Below are 23,223 nucleotides of genomic sequence, written 5' to 3' on the forward strand. Positions count from 1 at the left end.
GGTGGCCGGCGGACGATATGTTCATTCCATGAACGCATTCGGTATCCAGGCGATGGCACCCGCCTCGACGCTCACCACGTCGAAGCGGCAGGCCGGGACACGGCCGCCGAGATGACGTCCGACGAGCAGGGGCAGGAAGTGACGCGCCGCCCTCAGCAGGCGCGTCTGTTTGCCGCGGTTTACACTGGCGGCGGCACCGCCGAAGGCCGCGTCGCGGCGCGCGCGCACTTCGACAAAGACCAGGACGGATCCGTCCAGGGCCGCCAAGTCGATTTCACCCGCCTTGCAGCTCAGGTTGCGGGCCAGCAGGCGCAGGCCCTGAGCCTCCAGATACCGGGCGGCGAGCATTTCGGCGGCCCGCCCCTGGCGCTGAGTGGGCGAGCCGAGCCAGGGGGCGGGGGAACCAGGCCGGGGGCGGGTCTTGCCGCGTGTGCGCCGGCGGGCGATGGCGCGATCCTGGGCTCGCCGGGCGCGTTCGAAAGGGTCGTCGGGCGCGGCCTCGCGCCCTGGGGAGTCGTCGTGCATGGCGCGTCCGCGCGGATGAGTGGAGATCGAGTATGACGGATGTCGTGGGATTCGAGGAACTGCGGGAGACATGGAAACGTCTCGCCGAGCGGATGGCCGAGCAGTCCTGGCCCGAGGGTTGCCTGTACGTGGTGGCCACGCCGATCGGCAATCTGGGGGACCTCGGGCTGCGCGCCTGGCAGGCCTTGCTGCGCTGCGACGCGATCGCCGCCGAGGACACGCGCACGAGTCGCGCGCTACTCGATGCCTGGGGGGTGCGCACCCCGTTGATGGCCGCGCACCGCCACAATGAAAACCAGGCAGCGCAGGCCATTGTCGAGCGCCTGGCGGGCGGCGCGCGCATCGCCCTGATATCGGATGCCGGGGCGCCGGCGATCAGCGACCCGGGCGCGCGCATCGTGCGCCGCGTCCTCGAGGCGGGATATCGGGTGACGCCCATTCCCGGTCCCAGTGCCGTGATCGCGGCTTTGATGGCCAGCGGCGCGACCAGCGACGAGTCGCCGGGCTATGCGTTTGCCGGATTCCCGCCGCCCAAGGCGATGGCCCGCCGCAAGTGGCTGCGGGCCTGGGCACGGCTGGACGTGCCTGTGGTGATGTTCGAGTCGCCGCATCGGCTGGGGGCGAGCGTCGAGGACCTGGCGACGATCTGCGGTGCGGACCGGCGCCTGACCTTTGCGCGAGAACTGAGCAAACGGTTCGAACAGATCCAAACGGTGTCGCTGGGTGACGCGCGCGCGTGGCTGGAGGACGACCCGCATCGCAGCCAGGGCGAGTTCGTCCTGATCCTGCATCCCGCCCAGGCGTTGGCCGAGGACGGGGATGGGGACCTCGCCCCCGAGCACATCCGCCTGATGGAGGCCCTGCTCGAGGGCCTGTCGGTGCGCGACGCGGCCCGGATCGGTGCCCGGGCCACCGGCGTGGCGCGTGAGACGCTATACGCCTGGGCGCTGCGTCGCTGAGGCCGCGCCGGGGCTCAGTCCACCGCGATCGAGGCTTGCAGGCCGGTCGCCTGCGAGAGTTCGTAGGCGGCGTTGACCGCCTCGGTGCGCGTGTCGTAGGGGCCAGTGCGGACCTTGTACAAGGGCGAGTCGTACACCACCGATGCGGTGCCCAGCAGCCCGCCGGATTCCCGGTTGACCCGCTGCGCCAGGGCGTGCGCGTTGCCTTGGGACGAGAAGGCGCCGAATTGCAGGTAGATGCCTCCGGCGTGCGCCGTGTAGAGCGCGGTCTGGCGCGGTGCCGGCGCGGCGGCGGGGGCCAGCTGGGACGCGGCGGATACTGGCGGGGGGGCGGCCGGCGGCGGGGGTGGTGAAGCCTGCGCGACGGCCGTCCGGGCATAGCGCCCGCTGAGGATGTCGTTGTTGGTGATGGCCTCGACGATGACTTGGCCGCTGCCCGGGCCGATCAGTCCGAGCTTGGCCGCCGCGACGTATGAGAGATCAATGACACGGGAGCTGTGGAACGGCCCGCGGTCGTTGATGCGCACGATGACTGAGCGGCCCGTGCCGGCCCGGGTGACGCGTGCGTAGCTGGGCAGCGGCAAGGTCGGGTGGGCGGCGGTCATTGCGTACATATCGTAGGTTTCGCCGTTGGCCGTTTTCTGGCCGTGGAATTTACGACCGTACCAGGAGGCGATGCCGGTTTGGCGGTAGGCCTGGTTTTCGCCGATGGGGACATAGCGCTGGCCAAAGACCACGTAGGGCCTGAAATTAGCCGGAGCATGGGTCTCGACCCGAGGCACGGCGTCCGGGATCGACAAGATGTTGGCGGGAATGTCGCGGCCCGGTCCATCGTCCTTGTAGTAGCCGCCGCCCGATCGCGATGCGCATCCGGCGACCACCAGCAGGGCGGCGCACAGCGGCAGGGCGAGGAGTGTGCGGGCGCGGATCATGTGCCGGGCGGGTGCAGCATGTGGTTGCGGTGGCGGATGAGCAGGGGCGAGTGGTCAGCGAACCGGCGCGCGAGCTGCTCGGTGACGTAGACGGAGCGGTGCTGGCCGCCGGTGCAGCCGATGGCGACGGTCAGGTAGTTGCGGGTGTCCTGCATGTACAGGGGTAGCCATTTGCGGATGAAGGCCGAGATGTCGTCGATCATGGCCTCGACACTGCCGAACTGGGCCAGCCAGGCCGCCACCGGCTCGTCGCGACCGGTCAGCGGGCGCAGGCGTTGGTCATAGTAGGGATTGGGCAGGCAGCGCACATCGAACACCAGGTCGGCGTCGTGGGGCGCCCCCCGCTTGTAGGCGAAAGACTCGAATGTGAGGATGACCGAGGCGCGATCGGCCTGGACGAGGTCGCGTACCCAGCCGCGCAACTGTCCGGGCGTCAGGTCCGAGGTGTCGATCACGTGTTCCTGGTCGCGCAGCGAGGCCAGCATGTCGCGCTCGGTGGCGATGCATTCTTCAAGGGACGGGTCGCGGCCCTCGCGGCGCAGCCGATCGGTCAGGGGATGGCGCCGCCTGGACTCGGAATAGCGCTGCATCAGCGTCTGGTCGTCGGCGTCGAGGAAGACCACGTGCAAGGCGATGCCCATGGCGCGCAAGCTGGTCAGCACGCCGGGCAGCTCGTCGAGATCGCCCGGGGTGCGTACGTCGATCGCCACGGCGATGCGCTCGAGGCCGCTATCGCGCGTATTGGCGATGAAGTCGTGCAGGAAGCGCACGGGCAGGTTGTCAACGCAGGTATAGCCGGTATCCTCGAGCATGCGTAGGGCCACGGACTTGCCCGAGCCCGAGATGCCGGTGATGAGGACGATGTTCAGCATGCGGCGGTCCTGATGGTTGCCGGTCTTCGCGGCGAGGTGGGGGTCATGGTTTGGCCTCGTGGCTGTTTTCCATGATGGCGAGGGCCTGGCGCTCGATGAAGTCGCCCATGGTGTCGATGCCGCGCAGGCTCAGGATGGTGTTGCGCACGGCCGCTTCGACCAGCACGGCGAGGTTGCGGCCTGCGGCCACTTGCAGCATGACGCGGCGGATGGGAATACCCAGAATGTCCTCGTACTCGTCCTGAGTAGGCAGCCGCTCAAAGGAGTCCGGGGTCATGCGCACCAGGTGGACGATGAGCTTGATTTTCATCTTGCGGCGCACCGAGGTTTCGCCAAAGATCGTGCGGATGTCCAGCAGGCCCAGGCCCCGGACCTCGAGGAGGTTCTGCAGCAGGGCCGGGCACTGGCCCTCGACGAAGTTGGGGGCGGTGCGCGAGAGTTCGACCGCGTCGTCGGCCACCAACCCGTGTCCACGCGAGATCAGCTCGAGGGCGAGCTCGCTTTTGCCCAGGCCCGACTCCCCTGTGATCAGCACGCCCAGCCCGAGGACATCCATGAACACGCCGTGCATCGTGGTCCTGGGCGCCATGCGTTTGCCCAGGTAGATGCGCAGCAGGTCGATCAGGTGGGAGGCGTCGATCGGTGTGCCGAGCAGAGGCACCTCATGCTCGATGCAGAACTCGCGCAGATCGCCGGGGGCGTCGACGCCGGCCGCCAGAACGATGGCGGGCACCCCACCGGCCACCAGATCCTCGAGATGGTGGATGCGCCGCAAGGGCTCGAAGCGCAGATAATAGGCCAGCTCCTCGGCGCCGAACACCTGGACGCGGCCGGGGTGGATCAGGTTCAGGTGGCCGACCAGATCGGCGGCCGAGCGGGCGGTGTCGGGGATGACGCGTCGAGCCGCGGCATCCTGGCCCGCGATCCAGGTGAAAGAGATCTTTTCGGCGTTGTCACGAATCAGATCTTGAATGGTCAGCATGTTCGAGGGTGCGCGCAGGTTGCTCCGCCAGCAGGATCTGGTGGATTTCGGCCATGTCCTGCGAGTGGGTCAAGGTGTGGCGGATCGAGGCGTCGGACATGAGCCGCGCGATCTCGGCCAGCAAATCCAGGTGCGTCTGGGTGGCGGTTTCCGGGATCAGCAGAAAGAAGAGCAGGCGTGCGGTACGCCCGTCGTTGGCATCGAAGCGTACGGGTTCGGCCAGGCGAATGAAGGCGGCGTGGGGCTCGCGCAGATCCTTGAGGCGGCCGTGCGGAATGGCGACGCCGTGTCCGAGCGCGGTCGAGCCCAGGCGCTCACGGGCGATCAGGCTGTGGAAGACCGCCATGCGGGAAACCCCGTGGTTGTTTTCGAACAGCAGGCCGGCCTGCTCGAACGCGCGCTTTTTACTCGTGGCGGCGAGGTCGAGGATGATGTCGGACGGCGACAGAATGCGTGGCGTCAGGTTCATGGCGTCATTATAGGAGGCATCGGCGCCCTGTGGGCGCGTGGGAGGCCAAGCATGATTATGGCCTCGATTTCCCTATCGAGGCCATAATTTAAAACGCCGGCGGGCCGTAGGTAGGCCGCTTATTCGGTGGCGAGCACCTGGCGTTTCGGAGGTTCATGCGCATAGTTTTGCGTCTTGGACTTGTGTTTGAGGACCTGGCGATCGATTTTGTCGGCCAGCAGGTCGATGGCCGCGTAGAGGTTTTCGTCGCTGGCGGCGCAGTGGATGTCCTTGCCGCGCATGTGCACGGTGACCTCCGCGGTATGCTTCAGCCGCTCGATCGAGAGCATGACCTGGGTGTCGATGACGCTGTCGAAATGCCTCGTGATCCTGGAGATTTTGTTCAGGACGTATTCACGGATGGCGGGGGTGACTTCCAGATGACGACCGCTGATGCTCAAGCTCATATTCAGACTCCTAGCAAGGGAAACGGGTGTGCGCGTGGCACGGATTGGATCGTTGGCGGGCCTCCTGTCGAGCGGTTGGTTGAACGTGTGTTGATGGAACCAGTGTACCGTTTGCCCTGGTTAAATCAAGGGGGTTGGATCAAGGTTCCGGGCGGGGATGGGTCGGGGTTTGGCGGGCGGTGCCGTGGGAGCGCAAGGGCGGGGCGGGCGCCCGCCGGCGGGCCTACATGCGGAAGTTCTTGCCCAGGTAGACCTGGCGCACGGCCTCGTTGTCGATGATCTCGTTGGGGTGGCCGTTGGTGAGGACCTTGCCCTCGCTGATGATGTAGGCGCGGTCACAGATGCCCAGGGTTTCGCGCACGTTGTGGTCGGTGATCAGCACGCCGATGTTGCGGCCCTTGAGGAACTGCACGATGCGCTGGATCTCGATCACGGCAATGGGATCGACGCCCGCGAAGGGTTCGTCGAGCAGGATGAAGCGTGGTTGCGTGGCCAGTGCCCGGGCGATTTCCACCCGGCGGCGCTCGCCCCCCGACAGCGAGATCGCCATGTTGTAGCGGATGTGCTCGATCTGCAACTCGTCGATCAGTGATTCCAGGCGGTCGCGGAGCACTGGGGCCGCCAGTGGCCGGCCTTCGGGGGTACGCACCAGTTCGAGCACGGCGCGGATGTTTTCCTCGACCGTGAGGCGCCGGAACACCGAGGCGTCCTGCGGCAGGTAGGACAGGCCCAGGCGGGCGCGCCGGTGCATGGGGATGGCGGTGATGTCGTAGTCGTCGATGAGGATGCGCCCGGTGTCGGTGGGGACCAGGCCGACGATCATGTAGAAGCTGGTGGTTTTGCCCGCGCCATTGGGGCCCAGCAGGCCGACCACCTCGCCGCTCTGGACCGACAGGGTCACGTCCTGGACGACGGCGCGCCGGCCGTAGGTCTTGCCCAGGCCGATGGCCCGCAGGCCCGTCGCGGGCTCGGCCGCCGGTGGCGGGCTGTGCGCCTCTTGCCAGGGGGCGGCGCCGCCGCGCGGCAGCGTCATTGCTTGGCGGCCTTGCGGCAGTCGGCCGCGGCCTGGTCCGCGCGCGCGCGCGGCTGCGAGAGCGAGCGGACCCTGCCGCCCTCGCCCGCGGAGTTCGCGCCACCGAAAGCTTCGTAGGTGCCTGTCTTTTGGTGGTAGATGACGCGCGCGCCACGCAGGTTGTCGAAGGGTTTGCCGCAGACGTAACGGGTAATGATGGCCTGGCCGATGAGGGTGACCTCTTCGGTCTTGCCGTCATATTCGGCGCGGATGCCGCTGGCCTTGATGGTCTCGAACTTTTCGGGATTTTCCTGGCGGATGTGCACCAGGCCGGACTTTTCGGCGGTCGCAGTGCCGTACTGGTAGCCGTCGGCGTCCTCCTGGGTCACCAGCTTGTCCGAGTGCAGCGTCATGGCGCCCCGGGTCAGGATGACGTTGCCGGTAAAGGTGCTCTCTTTTTTGACATCGTCATAGTGCAGCGTATCCGAGAGGATCAGCGTGTCGGGCTCGGCATTGGCGGCCGGGCCGGATGCCGCGGGGCCCGTGGCCGCTTGCGCGGCCGGGCTGGATGTCTGCGCCCAGGTGGTGGCCGCCGGGTGCAGGCAGGCCAGTGCGGCCAGGATCGCGATGTATTTTTTATTCATGGCTGGGGTGCCTTTTGTGGCGAGGTCTTTTTGGCGCCTTGCTCCTCGCCGGAAATCTTGACGTCGCTTGAGGAATAGACCATCAATTGACGGCTGCGATTATCGTAGCGCATGCCGGTGCCGCGCATGGTGGATTGGCCGTTGACCACCAGCGCGGGCTGGTCGGTGTAGACCAGGTCTTGGTCGGGCTTGAGGACCAGGCGCTCGCTGCGGACATCCAGGGGCTTGTGCTCGGCATCGGGCAGGCGCTCGAGGTGGGCGTTGCCAACCATCACGATGCGTGAGCCGTTCTGGTCCATCGTCGCGTGGTCCGAGGTGCCAATCGTGATCGGCGATCCGGGGTGGTGGCTGACCGCATGGGGCTGTGCGACTTCGTAGGCGTCGGTGTCCGGGAAGTGCTCCATGCTCGCACCCTCGAGACGATTGATGGCGAGGCCCTGGGGGTCGGTCCGCACCATCACGAAGCGGTCCGACCAGGAGTCCCGCTCGTGGGTGATGCGGCGCGGCGGGTCGATCTGGATCGAGCGCAGGGCGTAGTCCGAGGCCCACCAGGTCCCGATCACCAGCATCGCCAGCAACAGCACGGCAACCAGGCTGGGAAAACGCTCTCTCATTGGATGGCACCGCCCAAGGGCGACAGGCCGGCCGCAAAGCAGGCGTGCATGCGCCGCTGCGCGGCCAGGATCAGGTCGCAACATTCGCGCACGGCGCCCGAGCCGCCGTGCTGGCTCGACACCCAGTGCGCCGCCTGGCTGACGTACAGGGGGGCGTTGGGCACGCTGGCGGCGAACCCGACGCGTTGCAGCACCGGCAGATCGATGATGTCGTCGCCCATGTAGCCGAGCTTGCGGAGTTCCAGGCCGGCCTCGCGCGCCAGGGTTTCGATGGCCTGCGCCTTGTCGCGCACGCCCTGGAGGACGGGAGAGATGCCGAGCTCCGCGGCGCGCCGCGCGGTGATGGCGCTCTGGCGTCCACTGAGCCAGGCAACGCCCACGCCCTGCTCGTGCAGCAGCCGCATGCCGTGGCCGTCCAGGGCGTTGAAGGCCTTGAGTGCCTCGCCGTGCTCGCCATACCAGAGGCTGCCGTCGGTCAGGATGCCGTCCACGTCGAAGACCATCATGCGTATGGCGCGCGCCCTGTCCTGGATGGCGGGACTCACGCGGGCCAGTATCTGGGCCTCCGAGGGGTGCGAGAAAGCGGGCTGCTCGTTCATCAGATCACCTTTGCGGCGAGGAGGTCGTGCATGTGCAAAGCCCCCAATAATAGCCCGTCCGCGTCCTCGACCAGCATCTGGTTGAGTTTGTGGGCGTCCATGAGGGTTGCGGCCTCGATGGCCGGCGCCTCGGGGCCGATGGCCTTGGGGTGGCGGCTCATGCCCGCCGCCACCGTCATCGCGCGGATGTCGCCGTGCTGGGCGATCATCCGGCGCAGGTCGCCGTCAGTGAAAATGCCCACCGGACGGCGTGTGGGTCCGAGCACGATGGTCATGCCCATGCCCTTGGAGGACATCTCCGTCAGGGCATCGGGAATCAGTACGTCCTCGCCCACCAGGGGCAGCGCCGCGCCAGTGCGCATGACATCGGCAACCGAGGTGAGCAGGCGCCGGCCCAGCGCACCGCCCGGGTGCGAGCGCGCGAAATCGTCGCGGCTGAAGCCGCGCGCCTCGAGACAGGCGACCGCCAGGGCGTCGCCCATCACCAGTGCCGCGGTGGTGCTGGCGGTGGGGGCGAGGTTCAACGGGCAGGCCTCCTGGGCGACGGCCGCCTCGAGGACGAGGTCGGCGCTGCGCGCGAGTTCGGAGTCCGGCCGGCCGGTCAGGGCGATGATGCGCGTGCCCATGCGCTTGGCCACCGAGATGATGGTGATGAGTTCCTGCGCGGACCCCGAGTATGAGATTGCCAGCAGGATGTCCTGGCCGGTGAGCATGCCCAGGTCGCCGTGGATGGCCTCGGCGGCGTGCATGAAGAAGGCCGGCGTGCCGGTCGAGGCCAGTGTGGCCGCGGTTTTGCGGGCGACGTGGCCGGATTTGCCGATGCCGGTCACCACGACGCGTCCCTGGCAGGCCAGGATCAGGCCCGCGGCGTCCACGAAAGTGCCGTCGATCCGGCCGCGCAGCGCCTGGAGGGCGGCGATCTGGATATCGAAACAGCGCTCGGCGCTCGCGCGGATGGCCTCGGCGGTGGGCTGGGGGTTTCTGAGCATCCGGGGATTTTACGCTGAGCCGCGCAGGCTTGTTAAACTGTGGCCGCCTTTACCTGCCTTCTGGGAAGTTCCATGAAAACCGATCCGGCCCAATTCATCCGCGACACGATCCGCACGGTGCCGGATTGGCCCAAGCCCGGCGTGCAGTTCCGCGACATCACCCCCGTGCTGCAGGACCCGCGCGCCTTTCGGGTGCTGATCGACTTGTTCGTCTATCGCTACATGCGCCAGCGCCTGGATCTGGTCGCGGGCATCGACGCACGCGGCTTCATCGTGGGTTCGGTGCTGGCGTATGAGCTCAACCTGGGCTTCGTGCCGGTGCGCAAGCAGGGCAAGCTGCCGTTTCGCACGGTGGCCGAGCAATATGCGCTGGAATATGGCAATGCGGTGGTCGAGATGCACACGGACTCGGTGCGCCCCGGCCAGCGCGTCCTGCTGATTGACGATCTGATCGCGACAGGAGGCACGATGATGGCGGCCTCCAGGCTGCTGCAACGCCTGGGGGCGAATGTCGCCGAGGCGGCGGCCATCATCGATTTGCCCGACCTGGGCGGCTCCAAGGCGGTCCGGGATTCGGGCCTGCCCGTCTACACGGTCTGCGAGTTCGGCGCCGAGTGAGCCCCCAGGCGGCCCGACCTGTGCGCAGGTGCGCCTACACCAGCACCCGCTCGATGCCCCCCGTATTGGCGGCCTTGACGTAGTCCGGCATCCAGTTCTCGCCCAGCAGGTGGCGCGCCATCTCGACCACGATGTAGTCCGCCTTCAGGCCCGTGTCCTGCTCATAGCGGGCCAGGCCCTGCAGGCAGGACGGGCATGAGGTCACCATCTTGACCTCGCCCTCGAAGCCGTCCTCGCGGATCGCCGCGGTGTTCTTGGCGAGTTCCTCTTGTTTGCGGAACCGTACCTGCGTCGAGATGTCGGGGCGCGAGACCGCGAGGGTGCCCGATTCGCCGCAGCAGCGGTCGGTTTTGATCGCCTTGTCCTCGCCCAGCAGGGACTTGACGGTTTTCATGGGGTCCTGCTGCTTGAGCGGCGTGTGACAGGGGTCGTGGTAGAGGTAGCGCACGCCCTGGACCCCGGCGATGTCCACGCCTTTCTCCAGCAGGTACTCGTGGATGTCGATCAGGCGGCAGCCTGGGAAGATCCTGTCGAATTCATAGTTCTCGAGCTGGTCATAGCAGGTGCCGCAGCTCACCACCACGGTCTTGATGTCGAGGTAGTTCAGCGTCGTCGCCATGCGGTGAAACAGCACGCGGTTGTCCGTGACCATCTTGTCGGCCTTGTCCGCCATGCCATTGCCGCGTTGCGGGTAGCCACAGCACAGGTAGCCGGGCGGCAGGACGGTCTGCACGCCGACGTGCCATAGCATGGCCTGGGTCGCCAGGCCGACCTGCGAGAACAGACGCTCGGATCCGCAGCCCGGAAAATAGAACACGGCCTCGCTGTCGGGCGAGGTGGTGGCCGGATTGCGGATGATGGGCACGATCTCGGGGTCTTCGATGTCCAGGAGCTTGCGCGCGGTCTGCTTGGGCAGCCCACCGGGCATTTTCTTGTTGATGAAGTGGATGACCTGTTCGCGGATCGGCGCCTTGCCCACGGTGGCCGGCGGGTGGGCGACCTGCTTTTTCGCAACCGGAGCCAGGAGGTCGTGCGCCAGGCGCTGGGCCTTGTAGCCCATGCCGATCATGGCGGCGCGCGTGGCCTTGATGACGCGCGGATCCTTGGCGTTCAGAAAGAACATCGAGGCCGCGGTCCCCGGATTGAAGGATTTTTTGCCCATGCGGCGCAGCAGCGCGCGCATCTCCATCGAGACATCGCCGAAGTCGATGTCCACGGGACAGGGGTTGTAGCACTTGTGGCACAAGGTGCAGTGGTCGCCCACGTCCTCGAACTCCTCCCAGTGCCGGATGCTGACGCCGCGCCGGGTTTGTTCCTCGTAGAGGAAGGCCTCGATCAGCAGCGAGGTGGCGAGAATCTTGTTGCGCGGCGAATAGAGCAGGTTGGCGCGCGGCACGTGCGTGGCGCAGACGGGCTTGCACTTGCCGCAGCGCAGGCAATCCTTGATCGCATTCGAGATGGCGCCGATCTCGCTGCGCTGCATGATCAGCGACTCGTGCCCCAGCAGGTTGAAGCTGGGCGTCCAGGCCTGCCTGAGGTCGGCGCCGGGCATCAGCTTGCCCCCGTTGAAGCGGCCGTCGGGGTCGACGCGGCGCTTGTAGTCCTGGAAAGGGGCGAGTTCCTCGGCGCTGAGGAATTCGTACTTGGTCAGGCCGATGCCGTGCTCGCCCGAGATCACGCCGTCCAGGTTGCGGGCGATCCCCATGATGCGGGCGACCGCCTCGTTGGCCTCGCGCAGCATCTCGTAGTCGTCCGAGTTGACCGGGATGTTAGTGTGCACATTGCCATCGCCGGCGTGCATATGCAGCGCGACGAAGACACGGCTCTTGAGGATGCGGTCATGTGTGGCTTGCAGGCCGGCCAGGACGGCGGCGCAGTCGGCGCCGGCGAAATGGCGCTCCATGGCGCTGCGGATATCGGTCTTCCAGGAAATCCGCAGGGTGTGGTCCTGCACCACCTCGAAGACGCGCGCCTCGGGCCGGCGCGCGAGGCGCTCGCGCAGTGTCGGCAGGTGTTCCTCGAGGCCCAGTCCAGCCAGGGTGTCCATGCTGTCGGCCAGGGGCGCGTCCAGCCCGTCCAGCAGCCAGGACCAGCGGCGGCGCACGGCGGCCAGGGTATCCAGGGCGTCGCGCCGGCGCGTGGCCAGGATCTCTTCGCGCGTATGCTCGGCCTCGTCGTGATCCTCGGTCTTGCCGATCGGCAAATCGCCGTGCAGATACGCCTCGAGCGCGTCGATCAGGCGCAGCTTGTTGCGCGTGGACAGTTCGATGTTGATGCGCTCGATGGCGTCCGTGTACTCGCCCATGCGATCCAGGGGGATCACCACGTCCTCGTTGATCTTGAAGGCATTGGTGTGGCGCGCGATGGCGGCGGTACGGGCCCGGTCCAGCCAGAATTTTTTGCGGGCCTCGGAGCTGACGGCGATGAAGCCCTCGCCGTGGCGCGAGTTGGCGATGCGCACCACTTCGCTGGCGGCCAGGGCCACCGCGGCCTCGTCGTCGCCCACAATGTCGCCGATCAGGACCATTTTCGGCAGGATGCCGCGCTTGCTCTTGGTGGCGTAGCCCACGGCGCGCAGGTAGCGCTCGTCCAGGTGCTCGAGGCCTGCCAGGATGGCGCCGCGCGTCCGGCCGTCGGTGTCGAGGTAGTGCTTGACCTCGACGATCGAGGGCACCGCATCGCGTGCCTGCCCGAAGAATTCCATGCAGACGGTGCGCGTGTGCGCCGGCATGCGGTGCAGGATCCAGCGGGCCGCGGTGATCAGGCCGTCGCAGCCCTCTTTTTGCACGCCCGGCAGGCCTGCGAGGAACTTGTCGGTCACGTCCTTGCCCAGTCCCGCCTTGCGGAAGCGCCGTCCCTCGATGGTCAAGGTCTCGGTTTTCAGCGGCGCGCGGCCCGGCGCCTTGGCACCGTCGAACCACTTGAGCTCGAAGCGCGCCTCGGCCACTTCGTGGATCTTGCCCAGGTTGTGCTCGAGGCGCGTGACCTCCAGCCAGTTGCCTTCCGGATCCACCATGCGCCACCAGGCGAGGTTGTCCAGCGCGGTGCCCCATAGCACGGCCTTCTTGCCGCCGGCGTTCATGGCCACGTTGCCGCCCACACAGGAGGCGTCGGCGGAGGTCGGATCAACGGCGAAGACCCGACCGGCCGCCTCGGCGGCCTCGGCCACGCGGCGCGTGACCACGCCGGCGCCGGTCAGGAGGGTGTGGACGGGCTCGTCCACGCCGGGCAGGGCCACGGCCTCGACCGGCCCCATGGCGTCGAGCTTTTCAGTGTTGATGACCGCAGAGCGCCAGGTCAGCGGGATGGCACCGCCGGTGTAGCCGGTGCCGCCCCCGCGGGGGATGATGGTCAGGCCCAGGGCGATGCAGGCGCGCACCAATGCTGCGATTTCGTCCTCGGTGTCGGGCATCAGCACGACGAAGGGATACTCGACGCGCCAGTCGGTGGCGTCGGTGACGTGCGATACGCGTGACAAGCCGTCAAAGCGGATATTGTCCCTGGCCGTGATGCGTGAGAGCTTGCGCAGCGCCGTCTGGCGCAGAGCGGTTGTCTGGACGAACTGCTCCTCGAAGCGGCCGACGGCGGCGCGGGCCGCGTCGAGCAGATGCAGCACCTTGGTGTCGCGCGCGCCGTGGTCATCGTCGCGTCGCTTGTCGATCTCGGCGAGGCGGTGGTTCAGGGCATCGACCAACAGATGGCGGCGCTTGGGGTCGTCCAGCAGGTCGTCTTGCAGATAGGGATTGCGCTGCACCACCCAGATGTCGCCCAGGACTTCGAACAGCATGCGGGCCGAGCGCCCGGTGCGCCGTTCGCCGCGCAGCTCGGACAACAGGGTCCAGGCCTCCTCGCCCAGCAGCCGCAGGACGATCTCGCGGTCGGAGTAGGAGGTGTAGTTATAGGGGATTTCGCGCAGGCGGGGGGCCTGGGCTTGAGCAAGCAGCTCGCGGTCTAGGGGGGCGTTCATGGATGGCTGTGACGTCGATGCCCCGGAGCGGGGTGCGGGTAATTGTCTAGTTTAAGGCTAAAGCCAGGCGCTGATCCACGGCCAGGCGTGCATCAGCGCGGCTGTCATGGCGATGTAGCGCAGGCACTTGCCGATCGCCATGTAGATCACGCAGGGCCAGAAGGGAAGTCGCAGCCATCCGGCGACCGCGCAGAGGGGGTCGCCCACCACCGGCAGCCAGGACAGCAGTAGCGCGGGCGGGCCAAGGCGCTTGAACCAGCGCGTGCCCAGTGCATGCCAGCGACCCCCGGCCTTGTCCCGGACCTTGCCGGGGTGCTTGAGGCGCCACTTTTCGTAGGCCGCCTCTGCCGCGGCGCCCATGGCATAGCTGATCGCGCCACCTGCGGTATTGCCGGCGGTCGCTACCAGCACGGCCGGCCAAAACATGTGCGGCGCGATCTGTACATAGCCGAAGACCGCCGGTTCGGAGCCCATGGGCAGCAGCGTGGCCGACACCAGGCTGACGATGAAAATCGCCGGCAGCCCGAACTTGGGCAGCGCGAGCGCCGCCAGCAAGGCGTGGATCGAGGATTGCAGCCAAGCTTCCATGGAGGAGGAGTGTATCGCTGGTCGGGCGCCGTGCGCCGTGTCGGAATGCAGAAAAGCCGGCGGGCCGGAGATTCGTCCCGGCCCGCCGGCCTGCAATGGCGACGTTTACTTTGCGGCCTTGGTGATGGCGCTGCCGACGTTGCTGATGTCTTCGCCGGCTCCGGCGACGGTGTTGGCGCAGCCCGCCATCAGCAGACAGCCCAGCAGGGCCAGCGACGCCAGAAGTTTTGTGCCCATGATCAGATCCCGTGTCTTGGTGATTGTGTTGCAATATTCTACGGTAACTTGGGGGACTCAGGCCGTCGTGCGCGGCGCGGAAGATCGTGGCGGCGAGCCTGGGCTGCTGTCTGCATCTATTGCGCCCGCGCCGCCATGATGTCGAAGTCCTGCACGCCTATCCCTCAGAACGAGTACAGTTTTTCCGGGTTGCCGACCAGGATGGACTGGATCAGTTGTTCGTCATGCTCGGCCCAGCGGTAGAGCTCGTCCACCAGTGATCCATCGTCGGGAATCTGGGTGGGAATCTGCACGTGCGGCCAGTCGGTCCCGAATACCAGGCGGTCCGGGCGCGCGTGCATCAAGGCCTGTGCCAAGGCCTGCGCGTCGGTATAGGGGGCCGTTTTCTGCGACGAAATCCGGTTGGGGCCGGTGACCTTCACCCAGGTTCTGCCATCGCGCAGCAGCGACAGCAGTGAGGTGAATGCGGGATGCCGGGAGCCTTGATCCGAACGGAAGTGCCCCATGTGATCGATCACGCTGTCGACCGGCAGCGCTGAAATCCGGGTAGCCAGGTCCTTGAACTGTGTGATGTCGATCAGAAACTGCAGGTGCCAGCCAAGCGGCGCAATCCGGTTCGCCAAGCCTTGAATCGTTGCAAAATCAATGCCGCCCCGAAAGAGCATATTCAGCCGTATGCCGCGTATGCCGAGTTGATGCATGGCTTCCAGCTCGGATTCGGCAATATCGGCATCCGTGACCGCGATCCCGCGCCATTCGATGCCCCAGGGCTTGGTCTTGGCCAGTTCGAGCGTATCGCAGAGCAGTCGATTGTCGGTACCGTAGACGCTGGGCTGCACGAGCACGGCCCGCTGGAATCCCAGCGTGCGCAGCAGCCGGACGTAATCCTGCCGGGATGCGTCAGGCGGCGTGTAGCTCCGGTCACTGTGATACGGGTACTGCGCCGCTGGCCCGAAGAGATGGGCGTGCGTATCGCAGCTTTTGGCAGGCAGCACCGCCTCCGGAAGATCGGAAAGCGGTTTGGGTCCCGGAATGTCGGGAGCGGGAATGTTCATGGTGATTAGCCCAGGAGACTCGGAAGCCACAGTGTGACCCAGGGGACGAAGGTCACGATCAGGATCAGGATGACGAACACGATCATGAATGGACCCAGGCGGCGTGCAATCTGCTCGATGGTCAGGTGACTGATCGCCGATGCGACGAACAGCGAGTACCCGACCGGCGGCGTGACCATGCCCACCGCGAAGTTGATGACGATCATGGCCCCCAGTTGAATGGGATCCATGCCCACCTGGACACCAATCGCAGTGAGCACCGTGCTGAGGATCACCATGGCGGATACATTGTCCATGACGGCGCCCAGGATCAGCAACAGCACGTTGACCATCAGCAAGAGCATGATCCGGTTGTCCGTCAGCGACAGCATGAAATCGGCGATTTGTTGCGGGATCTGTTCACTGGCCATGAGGTAAGCGAAGCCGTAGGCCATGCAGATGATGAACATGATCATCCCGGTCAGCTTCATGCTGCGCAATACGACGTCGAACAGGTCTCTGAGTTTCAGTTCCCTGTAGATCAGCAGGCCGGCGATCAGACCGTACAGGACCCCGACCATGGATGCCTCTGTCGGGGTGAAAATGCCGCTATAGATGCCGCCCAGGATGATGACGGGAGCCATCAGCGCCCAGATCCCTTCGCGCGCGGCCATGCCGAGTTCCCTGGCGGTGGCCTTTCGCTCGCAAGGGATGTTGTGGCGCTTGGCGTAGCCATAACTGACCGCGACGAAACCCGCGGCGGCGATGAGCCCCGGGATGACACCCGCCAGAAAGAGCTTGGCGATGGACTGTTCGGCCAGGACGCCCCAGATCACCATGGGAATGGACGGGGGGATCATCTGGCCCAGGGGGCCGACGGCGGTTGCCAGCGCGGCGGCGTAGTCGCGCTTATAGCCGCGATCCTCGAGCTCGTCGATCATGATGGTGCCCACCGCGGCCGTGGTGGCTGGAGCCGATCCGGATATTGCGCCAAAGAAGGTCCCGGCCATCACGGTCGCGATGCTGAGGCCGCCCGTGAGGTGGCCAAAGATCGCCGATGCAAAGCGCACGAGCCGTTTCGACAGCCCTCCCGCCCCCATCAGGTCGCCCGCAAGAATGAATCCGGGGATGGCGAGCAGGCTGGACACGTCCGTTCCCGCGAGCACCCGCTGCGCGAAGATCACCGGGTTGATATCGGCGATGAAGAGGCCGCCAATCGTCAGCACGCCGAGCGCAAAGGCGATCGGCACGCCCAGTGCCAGCAATATCACGAGGCCGATGCTGAGGAACAGCGCCAGGTCACTCATGACGGTTCCCCGAAGTGCTTGGGCGGTTGCGCAATCGTCCAAGCTTGCGCAGCGCGTAGAAGGCAATGAATATCCCGGATACCGGAAACGCGCTGCTGCGCAACCAGATGGGATAGCGCGTGGCGGGCGAGGTTTGCCCGGCGGTGAAATCGATGAAGTTCAAGCCGGTTCGCACCATGAACAGCCCGATAAATACAATGACGAGCCAAATGGCCTGCGTGAGCAAAAAACTCAGCGCCGGCGACAGGACCTTGCCGATGATCTCGATGCGGACGTGTCCATCCTCTCGGACCATCAGGGCCGCTGTCAGGAAGACCAGCCAGGTAAAGGCGAGCAGGGCGACTTCATCGGACCACGAGGCGGAGTCCTGCAGGATGTAGCGGTAGACGACGCCGATCAGCAGGCTCGCCACCATGATGCAGGTGACCGCAACCGCCAGAACCTGGATCAACCGTGTCATCCAGAGGTCGATCCAGTCCAGTAGGTGTTTCAGCATGAATCGCGGCTACCCCTGGATTTCGCTCATGGCGGCATCGACGATGTCGGGTCCTATCGAGTCGTGATACTTCTTGTAGACGTCTTTTACCAGGGCGCGGAACGCATTGACGTCATTGACCTCGTTGACCTTCATGCCGGCGGCTTCGATCTTGCCCAGTATGCTTTGGTTGTTGTCGGCGACGGTTTGGCGCTGTCGTGTTATTGCCGATTTGGCGGCGGCACGAACCGTGTTTTGTTGTGTTTCGCTCAGCTTGCCCCATGTCTTTTCAGAGATCAGCAAGCCCAAGGCGTTATACGAGTGGCGAGTGAGCGACAGGTACTTGGTGACCTCGGGGTATTTGTTGGCGTAAATCACCGCCAGCGGGATTTCGAGGCCGTCCACAGTGCCTTGCTGGACAGCGGTGAATGTATCGCTCCAGGGCATGGGCGCGGGATTGGCCCCCAGGTCGCGGAAGCTGTCCAGGAACATGTCGCTGGGCTGCACGCGCAGTTTGATGCCTTTCAGATCCTGAGGCGTGTGGATGGGCCGGATATTGTTGATGACGTTGCGAAAACCGGCTTCTGAGAAGCCCAGGCCGATGACGTTCTTTTTAGCCAGCTCCTTGATCATCAATTCCCCGGCCTTGCCGTCCAGCACCTTGTGGGCCTGTTCGCTATTGGCATAGAGAAACGGCAGGTCGTTGAGCTGGAAGGCGGGAACGATCGTTCCGATCAGGGTGCCGGTGATGACCCCGGCGTCCAGGGTTCCGAACTGCATGCCCTGGACCATTTCCGCGTCATTGCCCAGTTGGTGGTTTGGAAAGAACTTGACATCAAACTGGCCGGGCGCGGCCTTTTCCAGTTCTTGGGCGAAATAGTGGGCCGTGATGGCGTAGGGGTCCACATCGCTGTCACTGGTTGTCCATCCCAGCTTGAGTGTGGTTGCCGAGTGGGCATACCCCGCGAGGGTCATGGCGGTGGCCAATACGGTGGCTTGAGTGAGTCGTTTGAATGATTTTGCGGTGCAGAGGGTCATGAGCGTATCTCTCCTTTATGTGCAGCGGCTGCGCTTTTTTATGTTTCCAATGGTGAACAGGGCCGACTGCCTTGTCAAGAATTGATTGGCCAGGCCAGTATCCGGCATCCGGCGCCGTAGCCCATGCCGTGAACCATCTGGCTTTGGCGAGGGTTGGGCAATGGCCGCGTGCCGGAGGATGTCGGTCTTCCGTATCAGGCCCTGTGATATTCTGTTCCATTCATCTTCTCAACTCTCGCGCTCGCGCTGCCATGTCCGTCGACTACCTGAAACGCATTCTGACGTCCAAAGTCTATGACGTTGCCCATGAAACTCCCCTCGACGTGGCTCCCCGAATTTCCAAGCGTATCGGTAATACGGTGCTGCTCAAGCGTGAGGATACGCAGCCGGTGTTCAGCTTCAAGCTGCGCGGCGCCTACAACAAGATGGCCAACCTGTCGGCCGAGGAATTGAAACGCGGCGTGATCGCGGCCTCGGCGGGCAATCACGCGCAGGGTGTGGCCCTGTCGGCCAGTCGCCTGGGCTGCCGGGCGGTGATCGTGATGCCGGTGACCACGCCGCTGGTCAAGATCGACGCCGTGCGCGCGCTGGGCGGCGAGGTGGTGCTGTTTGGTGACAGTTTTACCGATGCGGCGGAGCATGCGACGGAACTGCAGGCGCGCGACGGCCTGACGTTCGTGCATCCGTTCGATGATCCCGACGTGATCGCTGGCCAGGGTACGGTCGGGATGGAGATTCTGCGCCAGCACACGGGGCCGATCGACGCGATATTCGTCGCCGTCGGCGGCGGGGGTTTGATCGCGGGCGTGGCGACCTATGTCAAGCAGTTGCGCCCCGACATCAAGGTCATCGGCGTGCAGACCGAGGACTCGGATGCCATGATCCGCAGCGTCAAGGCCGGTCGGCGGGTCAAGCTTGCCGATGTGGGCCTGTTCTCGGACGGCACCGCGGTCAAACAGGTGGGCCTCGAGACGTTTCGCCTGGCGCGCGAGTATGTCGACGATTACGTGACAGTCGATACGGACGCGATCTGCGCGGGCATCAAGGATGTGTTCCAGGATACCCGCAGCGTGCTCGAGCCCGCCGGCGCCCTGGCGCTGGCCGGCGCCAAGCGCTATGCCGCCCAGCAGAAATGGAAGGGTAAGACGCTGGTTGCGATCACCTGCGGGGCCAACATGAATTTCGACCGCCTGCGCTTTGTCGCCGAGCGGGCGGACGTGGGCGAGGCGCGTGAGGCGCTTTTCGCCATTACCCTGCCGGAAAAGCGTGGCAGCTTTCTGCGGCTGTGCGAGGCCGTCGGCCAACGCGCGGTGACGGAATTCAATTACCGGATCTCGGACGCCGAGACGGCGCACGTGTACGTGGGGCTGCAGATCCGCTCCGAAGCCGAGATCGAAAAGCTCGCCGCGCATTTCCGCAAGCTGGATTTCCCGACGCTCGACTTGACCGGCAACGAGATGGCCAAGACTCATCTGCGCTACATGGTGGGCGGGCATTCGGGGCTGGCCAAGGACGAGGTGCTGTACCGCTTTGAGTTTCCGGAGCGTCCTGGTGCCCTGATGAAATTCCTGGGGGCGATGAATCCCGACTGGAACATCAGCTTGTTCCATTACCGGAACCAGGGCGACGACTACGGCCGCATCCTGGTCGGCATCCAGGTGCCTCCCGCCGACAAGAAGGCCTTCAAAGAGTTCCTGTCCACGCTGGGCTACCCGTACTGGAACGAAACCGAGAACCCGGCCTATCGCCTGTTCCTGTAGGCCGCCGGTCGCCTGCGGCGGGGTATCTCGCGTCGTCCCCCTTGCAGCCCCCAGGTTCCCGGGGGCTTTTGCATGCCCGCGCGGCCCTCAGGCGGCGGCGTCGTGCGCCCGGGCTTGCGCGGCGCAGACCCGCGAGGGTGGGAACACCATCGAAAATGTGCTGCCTTTGCCCAGGACGCTGTCGATACGCAGCACGGCGTCGTGGCGCATGGCCACGTGCTTGGTGATGGCCAGGCCCAGGCCGGTGCCGCCGGTGGCGCGCGAGCGGCCCCGATCGACCCGGAAGAACCGCTCCGTCAGGCGCGGGATGTCCTGCGCGCCGATGCCGATGCCCGTGTCGCGTACGGCATAGCGCGCGCCGCCATCCCCGGTGCGTGCCCAGGTGACCGCGATGGTGCCGCCCTCGGGCGTGTAGTTCACGGCGTTGGTCATGAGGTTGGTCACGGCCGAGGCGAGCTCGGTATCCGCCCCCAGGACGTGCAGGCTGTCGTCGACCTCGATCTCGAACGTGTGCCGCCCGCCGGACAGGGCCTGGCTCTGTGCGAGCGCGGTCTGGATGAGCGCGGGCAACGAGACCGGCCCGCCTTCGCGGTTGGGCGAGGATTCCAGGGCCGAGAGGGTCAACAGGTCGGCCACCAGGGCCTGCATGTTGCGCGACTGCTCGATCATGAGCTCCAGGTAATGGCGGCGCTGGGCGGGGTCGAGTGCGTTCTCGGGGATGTCGTGCAGGGTTTCCAGGAAGCCCGACAGCACGGTGAGGGGGGTGCGCATTTCGTGCGAGACATTGGCGACGAAGTCCTTGCGCATGTGCTCGAGCCGTTCGATCTGTGTAATGTCGCGGGTGACCATCAGAAACTGGCCGGTGCTGTAGGGGTAGAGGTGCAGTAGCAGGGTGTGCTCGCGCGATTGTCGCGTCAGATGCAGCAGCAGCGGTTTGTCCCAGCGCGCCTGACGGGTATAGGTGGCGAATTCCGGTGAGCGCACGATGTTGAGAATGCTGTGGTGCTTGTCACGCTCGAGGTCCAGGCCCAGGTGCGCCGCGGCGGTCTGATTGCACCACAGCAGGGACTGGTCCTGGTCCAGGGTCAGCGCGCCGTCGGGCAGAGCCTCGGCGGCCAGCAGCATGCGCTCGAAGCTGCGCGTGCGTTCCTGCAGCTCGAGGCGGTTTTGCTTGAGCTTGCGGTAGATGGGGGCAAGGATGCCGTCCCAGGGGCCGACCGAGGGCGGCGGCGGGGTGTCGATGTTGCGGACCCAGCGTGCGATGCGCGAGAGCTGCCAGCCGCTGGCCAGCACCATCGTCAGCAGGCCAGCCGCGAACACGCCCCATCCGGTGGCGGCGCCCAGCCAGGCGCCTATCAACATCCCGATCAGGGCCCAGAGCCCGATGGACAGGAGGGTCTTGCTCATGCCGAAGCCGTGATGCTGAAGCGGTAGCCCGCGCCGCGCACGGTCTGGACGTAGGCGTCGAGCCCCACCGGGGCCAGGGCCTTGCGCAGCCGGCGGATGTGTACGTCGACGGTGCGCTCCTCGATGAAGACGTGGTCCCCCCAGACTTGATCCAGGACCTGGCCGCGAGTGAACACGCGATCGGCGTGGGTCATGAAGAAATGCAGCAGGCGGAATTCGGTGGGGCCCATGGGCAGTGCCTGGCCGCGGCCCAGGACCTGGCGGGCATCGGGTTCCAGGCGCAGTTCACCCGTCTGGATGGGGTCTTCGGTGAGTTGTGGCGCGCGCCGGCGCAGCAGGGCCTTGATCCGCGCCAGCAGCTCGCGCGGGGAAAAAGGCTTGGTGATGTAGTCGTCGGCGCCCGCCTCGAGACCGTCGATCTTGTCTTGCTCGGCGCCCTTGGCGGTGAGCATGATCAGGGGAATGGCGCGCGTGCGTTCATTGGCGCGCAGGTCGCGCGCCAGCCTCAGGCCCGAGGTATTGGGCAGCATCCAGTCCAGCAGGATCAGGTCCGGCAGCGCCTCGCGGATGTGCATGTCGGCTTGGCGGGCGTCGAGGGCGCGCAGGACCTCGTAGCCCGCCAATTCGAGATTGACGGCAATGAGCGCCTGGATTGAGGGTTCGTCTTCGATGACCAGAATGGTGGTTTGCATGGTTTTGGGGCGTGAGCGCCTGGGGCTTTGGGCCCCGGCGCCGGTGCGCCGGATATGACGGCACTGTAATGCTATGACCGGATTATTTCATGGGTGTGACTGTGGGCCAAAATGCAGGCACCGTTTTCTGGGACGGGAGGCGCGGGCCGGGAATGCGGTACGATACCCGGATCATGCAAAACGACCGCCAAGACGCCCAGGCTCGACCGGGGCCGCAGACACATTTCGGGTTCCAGACCGTATCCGAATCGGACAAGGCCCGGCGCGTGGCCGAGGTCTTTCATTCCGTGGCGTCGCGCTATGACGTGATGAACGATCTGATGTCCGCCGGCCTGCATCGCATCTGGAAAGCGTTCACGATCGGCCGGGCCCAGGTCAGGCCGGGCATGCGGGTGCTGGATATCGCCGGCGGAACGGGGGATCTGGCCCGTGCGTTCGCCCGGCGCGCCGGGCCGACCGGCGAGGTCTGGCTGACCGACATCAACGATTCGATGCTGCGGGTGGGCCGCGATCGCCTGCTCGATGCCGGCATCGTGGCGCCGGCGGCCGTGTGCGACGCCGAGCGCCTGCCGTTTCCCGGCGCTTATTTTGATCGTGTGACGGTCGCTTTTGGTTTGCGCAACATGACCCACAAGGATCGTGCGCTCGCCGAAATGCGCCGCGTGCTCAAGCCAGGCGGCAAGCTGCTGGTGCTCGAATTTTCACGCGTGGCGGCCCCGCTCGCCCCGGCGTACGACTGGTACTCCTTCAATGTGCTGCCGCGCCTGGGCCGACTGGTCGCGGGTGACGAGGACAGCTACCGCTACCTGGCGGAATCCATCCGCATGCATCCCGATCAGCAGACGCTGGCGACCATGATGCGCGAGGCGGGCCTGGAACGCGTCCAGCATTTCAACATGGCTGCCGGGGTGGTGGCCCTGCACGAGGGCGTGCGGTTCGATTGAGCCCGGCCCTGGCCGGCCTTGCCATCGCGAGGGGATTTTGTGTTAATGTGGAGCTGACATTAAGCTGAACGTCAGTTTCGTATCATCCGTCCCGGATGCCGCGGCCTGGCACC

Annotated in this window: 24 protein-coding genes; 4 read left to right on the forward strand and 20 right to left on the reverse strand. The window is 65.8% G+C overall.

Annotation, left to right across the window (positions count from 1 at the left end; genetic code table 11):
- Window positions 1-21: 21 nt before the first annotated feature.
- Complete coding sequence (locus ABS761_RS07975) at window positions 22-525, reverse strand: YraN family protein (protein ID WP_350407604.1); 504 nt, start codon at window positions 523-525, stop codon at window positions 22-24.
- A 32-nt stretch (window positions 526-557) separates the two neighbouring features.
- On the opposite strand from ABS761_RS07975, the gene rsmI reads away from it, so the two are divergent.
- Window positions 558-1,484, forward strand: a complete 927-nt coding sequence (rsmI, locus tag ABS761_RS07980; protein WP_350407606.1) for a 16S rRNA (cytidine(1402)-2'-O)-methyltransferase — start codon at window positions 558-560, stop codon at window positions 1,482-1,484.
- Window positions 1,485-1,498: 14 nt separating this feature from the next.
- Here the strand turns inward: rsmI and ABS761_RS07985 are convergent, their stop codons facing one another.
- The 10 genes from ABS761_RS07985 to ABS761_RS08030 form a co-directional block, all read right to left on the reverse strand.
- On the reverse strand, window positions 1,499-2,416 hold the full coding sequence (locus ABS761_RS07985) for a septal ring lytic transglycosylase RlpA family protein (RefSeq protein WP_350407608.1): 918 nt from the start codon (window positions 2,414-2,416) through the stop codon (window positions 1,499-1,501).
- Window positions 2,413-3,288 carry an RNase adapter RapZ gene (gene rapZ / locus ABS761_RS07990; protein WP_350407609.1) on the reverse strand — a complete coding sequence of 292 codons (876 nt, stop codon included), beginning with the start codon at window positions 3,286-3,288 and terminating at the stop codon, window positions 2,413-2,415. Before rapZ ends, ABS761_RS07985 begins: the two co-directional genes overlap by 4 nt.
- Window positions 3,289-3,331: 43 nt before the next feature.
- Window positions 3,332-4,270, reverse strand: a complete 939-nt coding sequence (gene hprK, locus ABS761_RS07995; protein ID WP_350407610.1) for an HPr(Ser) kinase/phosphatase — start codon at window positions 4,268-4,270, stop codon at window positions 3,332-3,334.
- Window positions 4,242-4,739: a PTS sugar transporter subunit IIA gene (locus tag ABS761_RS08000; protein ID WP_350407612.1), complete on the reverse strand. Its 498-nt coding sequence runs from the start codon at window positions 4,737-4,739 to the stop codon at window positions 4,242-4,244. The genes hprK and ABS761_RS08000 overlap by 29 nt, the downstream gene beginning before the upstream one ends.
- Window positions 4,740-4,858: 119 nt before the next feature.
- Window positions 4,859-5,185: a ribosome hibernation-promoting factor, HPF/YfiA family gene (gene hpf, locus ABS761_RS08005; protein ID WP_350407613.1), complete on the reverse strand. Its 327-nt coding sequence runs from the start codon at window positions 5,183-5,185 to the stop codon at window positions 4,859-4,861.
- A gap of 223 nt (window positions 5,186-5,408) precedes the next feature.
- A complete protein-coding gene (lptB, locus tag ABS761_RS08010; RefSeq protein WP_350407614.1) occupies window positions 5,409-6,218 on the reverse strand; it encodes an LPS export ABC transporter ATP-binding protein in 810 nt (269 codons plus the stop codon).
- Complete coding sequence (lptA, locus tag ABS761_RS08015) at window positions 6,215-6,841, reverse strand: lipopolysaccharide transport periplasmic protein LptA (RefSeq protein WP_350407615.1); 627 nt, start codon at window positions 6,839-6,841, stop codon at window positions 6,215-6,217. The genes lptB and lptA overlap by 4 nt, the downstream gene beginning before the upstream one ends.
- The gene (gene lptC, locus ABS761_RS08020) at window positions 6,838-7,455 is read right to left on the reverse strand and encodes an LPS export ABC transporter periplasmic protein LptC (RefSeq protein ID WP_350407616.1); all 618 of its coding nucleotides are present in this window, start codon (window positions 7,453-7,455) and stop codon (window positions 6,838-6,840) included. Before lptC ends, lptA begins: the two co-directional genes overlap by 4 nt.
- On the reverse strand, window positions 7,452-8,054 hold the full coding sequence (locus tag ABS761_RS08025) for a KdsC family phosphatase (RefSeq protein WP_350407618.1): 603 nt from the start codon (window positions 8,052-8,054) through the stop codon (window positions 7,452-7,454). Before ABS761_RS08025 ends, lptC begins: the two co-directional genes overlap by 4 nt.
- A complete protein-coding gene (locus ABS761_RS08030; protein WP_350407619.1) occupies window positions 8,054-9,043 on the reverse strand; it encodes a KpsF/GutQ family sugar-phosphate isomerase in 990 nt (329 codons plus the stop codon). The genes ABS761_RS08025 and ABS761_RS08030 overlap by 1 nt, the downstream gene beginning before the upstream one ends.
- A gap of 72 nt (window positions 9,044-9,115) precedes the next feature.
- Here ABS761_RS08030 and ABS761_RS08035 point away from each other — a divergent pair, with 72 nt between their 5' ends.
- Entirely contained in the window at window positions 9,116-9,661 is a 546-nt protein-coding gene (locus ABS761_RS08035; RefSeq protein WP_350407621.1) for an adenine phosphoribosyltransferase, read from the forward strand.
- A gap of 34 nt (window positions 9,662-9,695) precedes the next feature.
- Here the strand turns inward: ABS761_RS08035 and ABS761_RS08040 are convergent, their stop codons facing one another.
- The 7 genes from ABS761_RS08040 to ABS761_RS08070 all read right to left on the reverse strand — a co-directional run bounded on the left by ABS761_RS08040 (window position 9,696) and on the right by ABS761_RS08070 (window position 18,307).
- Complete coding sequence (locus ABS761_RS08040) at window positions 9,696-13,628, reverse strand: DUF3683 domain-containing protein (RefSeq protein WP_350407622.1); 3,933 nt, start codon at window positions 13,626-13,628, stop codon at window positions 9,696-9,698.
- A gap of 57 nt (window positions 13,629-13,685) precedes the next feature.
- On the reverse strand, window positions 13,686-14,216 hold the full coding sequence (locus ABS761_RS08045; protein ID WP_350407623.1) for a YqaA family protein: 531 nt from the start codon (window positions 14,214-14,216) through the stop codon (window positions 13,686-13,688).
- A 105-nt stretch (window positions 14,217-14,321) separates the two neighbouring features.
- Entirely contained in the window at window positions 14,322-14,453 is a 132-nt protein-coding gene (locus ABS761_RS08050; protein WP_350407624.1) for an entericidin A/B family lipoprotein, read from the reverse strand.
- Window positions 14,454-14,617: 164 nt separating this feature from the next.
- On the reverse strand, window positions 14,618-15,538 hold the full coding sequence (locus ABS761_RS08055) for an amidohydrolase family protein (RefSeq protein WP_350407626.1): 921 nt from the start codon (window positions 15,536-15,538) through the stop codon (window positions 14,618-14,620).
- The gene (locus ABS761_RS08060; protein ID WP_350407628.1) at window positions 15,514-16,794 is read right to left on the reverse strand and encodes a TRAP transporter large permease; all 1,281 of its coding nucleotides are present in this window, start codon (window positions 16,792-16,794) and stop codon (window positions 15,514-15,516) included. Before ABS761_RS08060 ends, ABS761_RS08055 begins: the two co-directional genes overlap by 25 nt.
- On the reverse strand, window positions 16,787-17,290 hold the full coding sequence (locus ABS761_RS08065; protein WP_350407630.1) for a TRAP transporter small permease: 504 nt from the start codon (window positions 17,288-17,290) through the stop codon (window positions 16,787-16,789). Before ABS761_RS08065 ends, ABS761_RS08060 begins: the two co-directional genes overlap by 8 nt.
- 9 nt (window positions 17,291-17,299) lie before the next feature.
- Window positions 17,300-18,307 (reverse strand): TRAP transporter substrate-binding protein, encoded by a 1,008-nt coding sequence (locus ABS761_RS08070; protein ID WP_350407631.1) that lies wholly within the window; start codon window positions 18,305-18,307, stop codon window positions 17,300-17,302.
- 218 nt (window positions 18,308-18,525) lie between these two features.
- Here ABS761_RS08070 and ilvA point away from each other — a divergent pair, with 218 nt between their 5' ends.
- Entirely contained in the window at window positions 18,526-20,067 is a 1,542-nt protein-coding gene (gene ilvA / locus ABS761_RS08075) for a threonine ammonia-lyase, biosynthetic (protein ID WP_350407778.1), read from the forward strand.
- A gap of 87 nt (window positions 20,068-20,154) precedes the next feature.
- On the opposite strand, the gene phoR is transcribed toward ilvA, so the two are convergent.
- Together phoR and phoB are read right to left on the reverse strand one after the other, a co-directional pair.
- Window positions 20,155-21,474 (reverse strand): phosphate regulon sensor histidine kinase PhoR, encoded by a 1,320-nt coding sequence (gene phoR, locus ABS761_RS08080; RefSeq protein ID WP_350407633.1) that lies wholly within the window; start codon window positions 21,472-21,474, stop codon window positions 20,155-20,157.
- Window positions 21,471-22,166, reverse strand: a complete 696-nt coding sequence (gene phoB / locus ABS761_RS08085) for a phosphate regulon transcriptional regulator PhoB (protein WP_350407634.1) — start codon at window positions 22,164-22,166, stop codon at window positions 21,471-21,473. Before phoB ends, phoR begins: the two co-directional genes overlap by 4 nt.
- A gap of 173 nt (window positions 22,167-22,339) precedes the next feature.
- Between phoB and ubiE the strand changes: the two genes are divergently transcribed.
- Window positions 22,340-23,110 (forward strand): bifunctional demethylmenaquinone methyltransferase/2-methoxy-6-polyprenyl-1,4-benzoquinol methylase UbiE, encoded by a 771-nt coding sequence (gene ubiE / locus ABS761_RS08090; protein ID WP_350407635.1) that lies wholly within the window; start codon window positions 22,340-22,342, stop codon window positions 23,108-23,110.
- The last annotated feature ends 113 nt before the right edge of the window (window positions 23,111-23,223 follow it).

The organism is Castellaniella sp. GW247-6E4 (assembly GCF_040276065.1).
In the GTDB taxonomy this organism is placed as follows: Bacteria; Pseudomonadota; Gammaproteobacteria; order Burkholderiales; family Burkholderiaceae_B; genus Castellaniella.

Coding starts and splice junctions, on each gene's coding strand:
- ABS761_RS07975 (WP_350407604.1), bottom strand. CDS start 525: ATGCACGACGACTCCCCAGGGCGCGAGGCCGCGCCCGACGACCCTTTC.
- rsmI (WP_350407606.1), top strand. CDS start 558: ATGACGGATGTCGTGGGATTCGAGGAACTGCGGGAGACATGGAAACGT.
- ABS761_RS07985 (WP_350407608.1), bottom strand. CDS start 2,416: ATGATCCGCGCCCGCACACTCCTCGCCCTGCCGCTGTGCGCCGCCCTG.
- rapZ (WP_350407609.1), bottom strand. CDS start 3,288: ATGCTGAACATCGTCCTCATCACCGGCATCTCGGGCTCGGGCAAGTCC.
- hprK (WP_350407610.1), bottom strand. CDS start 4,270: ATGCTGACCATTCAAGATCTGATTCGTGACAACGCCGAAAAGATCTCT.
- ABS761_RS08000 (WP_350407612.1), bottom strand. CDS start 4,739: ATGAACCTGACGCCACGCATTCTGTCGCCGTCCGACATCATCCTCGAC.
- hpf (WP_350407613.1), bottom strand. CDS start 5,185: ATGAGCTTGAGCATCAGCGGTCGTCATCTGGAAGTCACCCCCGCCATC.
- lptB (WP_350407614.1), bottom strand. CDS start 6,218: ATGACGCTGCCGCGCGGCGGCGCCGCCCCCTGGCAAGAGGCGCACAGC.
- lptA (WP_350407615.1), bottom strand. CDS start 6,841: ATGAATAAAAAATACATCGCGATCCTGGCCGCACTGGCCTGCCTGCAC.
- lptC (WP_350407616.1), bottom strand. CDS start 7,455: ATGAGAGAGCGTTTTCCCAGCCTGGTTGCCGTGCTGTTGCTGGCGATG.
- ABS761_RS08025 (WP_350407618.1), bottom strand. CDS start 8,054: ATGAACGAGCAGCCCGCTTTCTCGCACCCCTCGGAGGCCCAGATACTG.
- ABS761_RS08030 (WP_350407619.1), bottom strand. CDS start 9,043: ATGCTCAGAAACCCCCAGCCCACCGCCGAGGCCATCCGCGCGAGCGCC.
- ABS761_RS08035 (WP_350407621.1), top strand. CDS start 9,116: ATGAAAACCGATCCGGCCCAATTCATCCGCGACACGATCCGCACGGTG.
- ABS761_RS08040 (WP_350407622.1), bottom strand. CDS start 13,628: ATGAACGCCCCCCTAGACCGCGAGCTGCTTGCTCAAGCCCAGGCCCCC.
- ABS761_RS08045 (WP_350407623.1), bottom strand. CDS start 14,216: ATGGAAGCTTGGCTGCAATCCTCGATCCACGCCTTGCTGGCGGCGCTC.
- ABS761_RS08050 (WP_350407624.1), bottom strand. CDS start 14,453: ATGGGCACAAAACTTCTGGCGTCGCTGGCCCTGCTGGGCTGTCTGCTG.
- ABS761_RS08060 (WP_350407628.1), bottom strand. CDS start 16,794: ATGAGTGACCTGGCGCTGTTCCTCAGCATCGGCCTCGTGATATTGCTG.
- ABS761_RS08065 (WP_350407630.1), bottom strand. CDS start 17,290: ATGCTGAAACACCTACTGGACTGGATCGACCTCTGGATGACACGGTTG.
- ABS761_RS08070 (WP_350407631.1), bottom strand. CDS start 18,307: ATGACCCTCTGCACCGCAAAATCATTCAAACGACTCACTCAAGCCACC.
- phoR (WP_350407633.1), bottom strand. CDS start 21,474: ATGAGCAAGACCCTCCTGTCCATCGGGCTCTGGGCCCTGATCGGGATG.
- phoB (WP_350407634.1), bottom strand. CDS start 22,166: ATGCAAACCACCATTCTGGTCATCGAAGACGAACCCTCAATCCAGGCG.
- ubiE (WP_350407635.1), top strand. CDS start 22,340: ATGCAAAACGACCGCCAAGACGCCCAGGCTCGACCGGGGCCGCAGACA.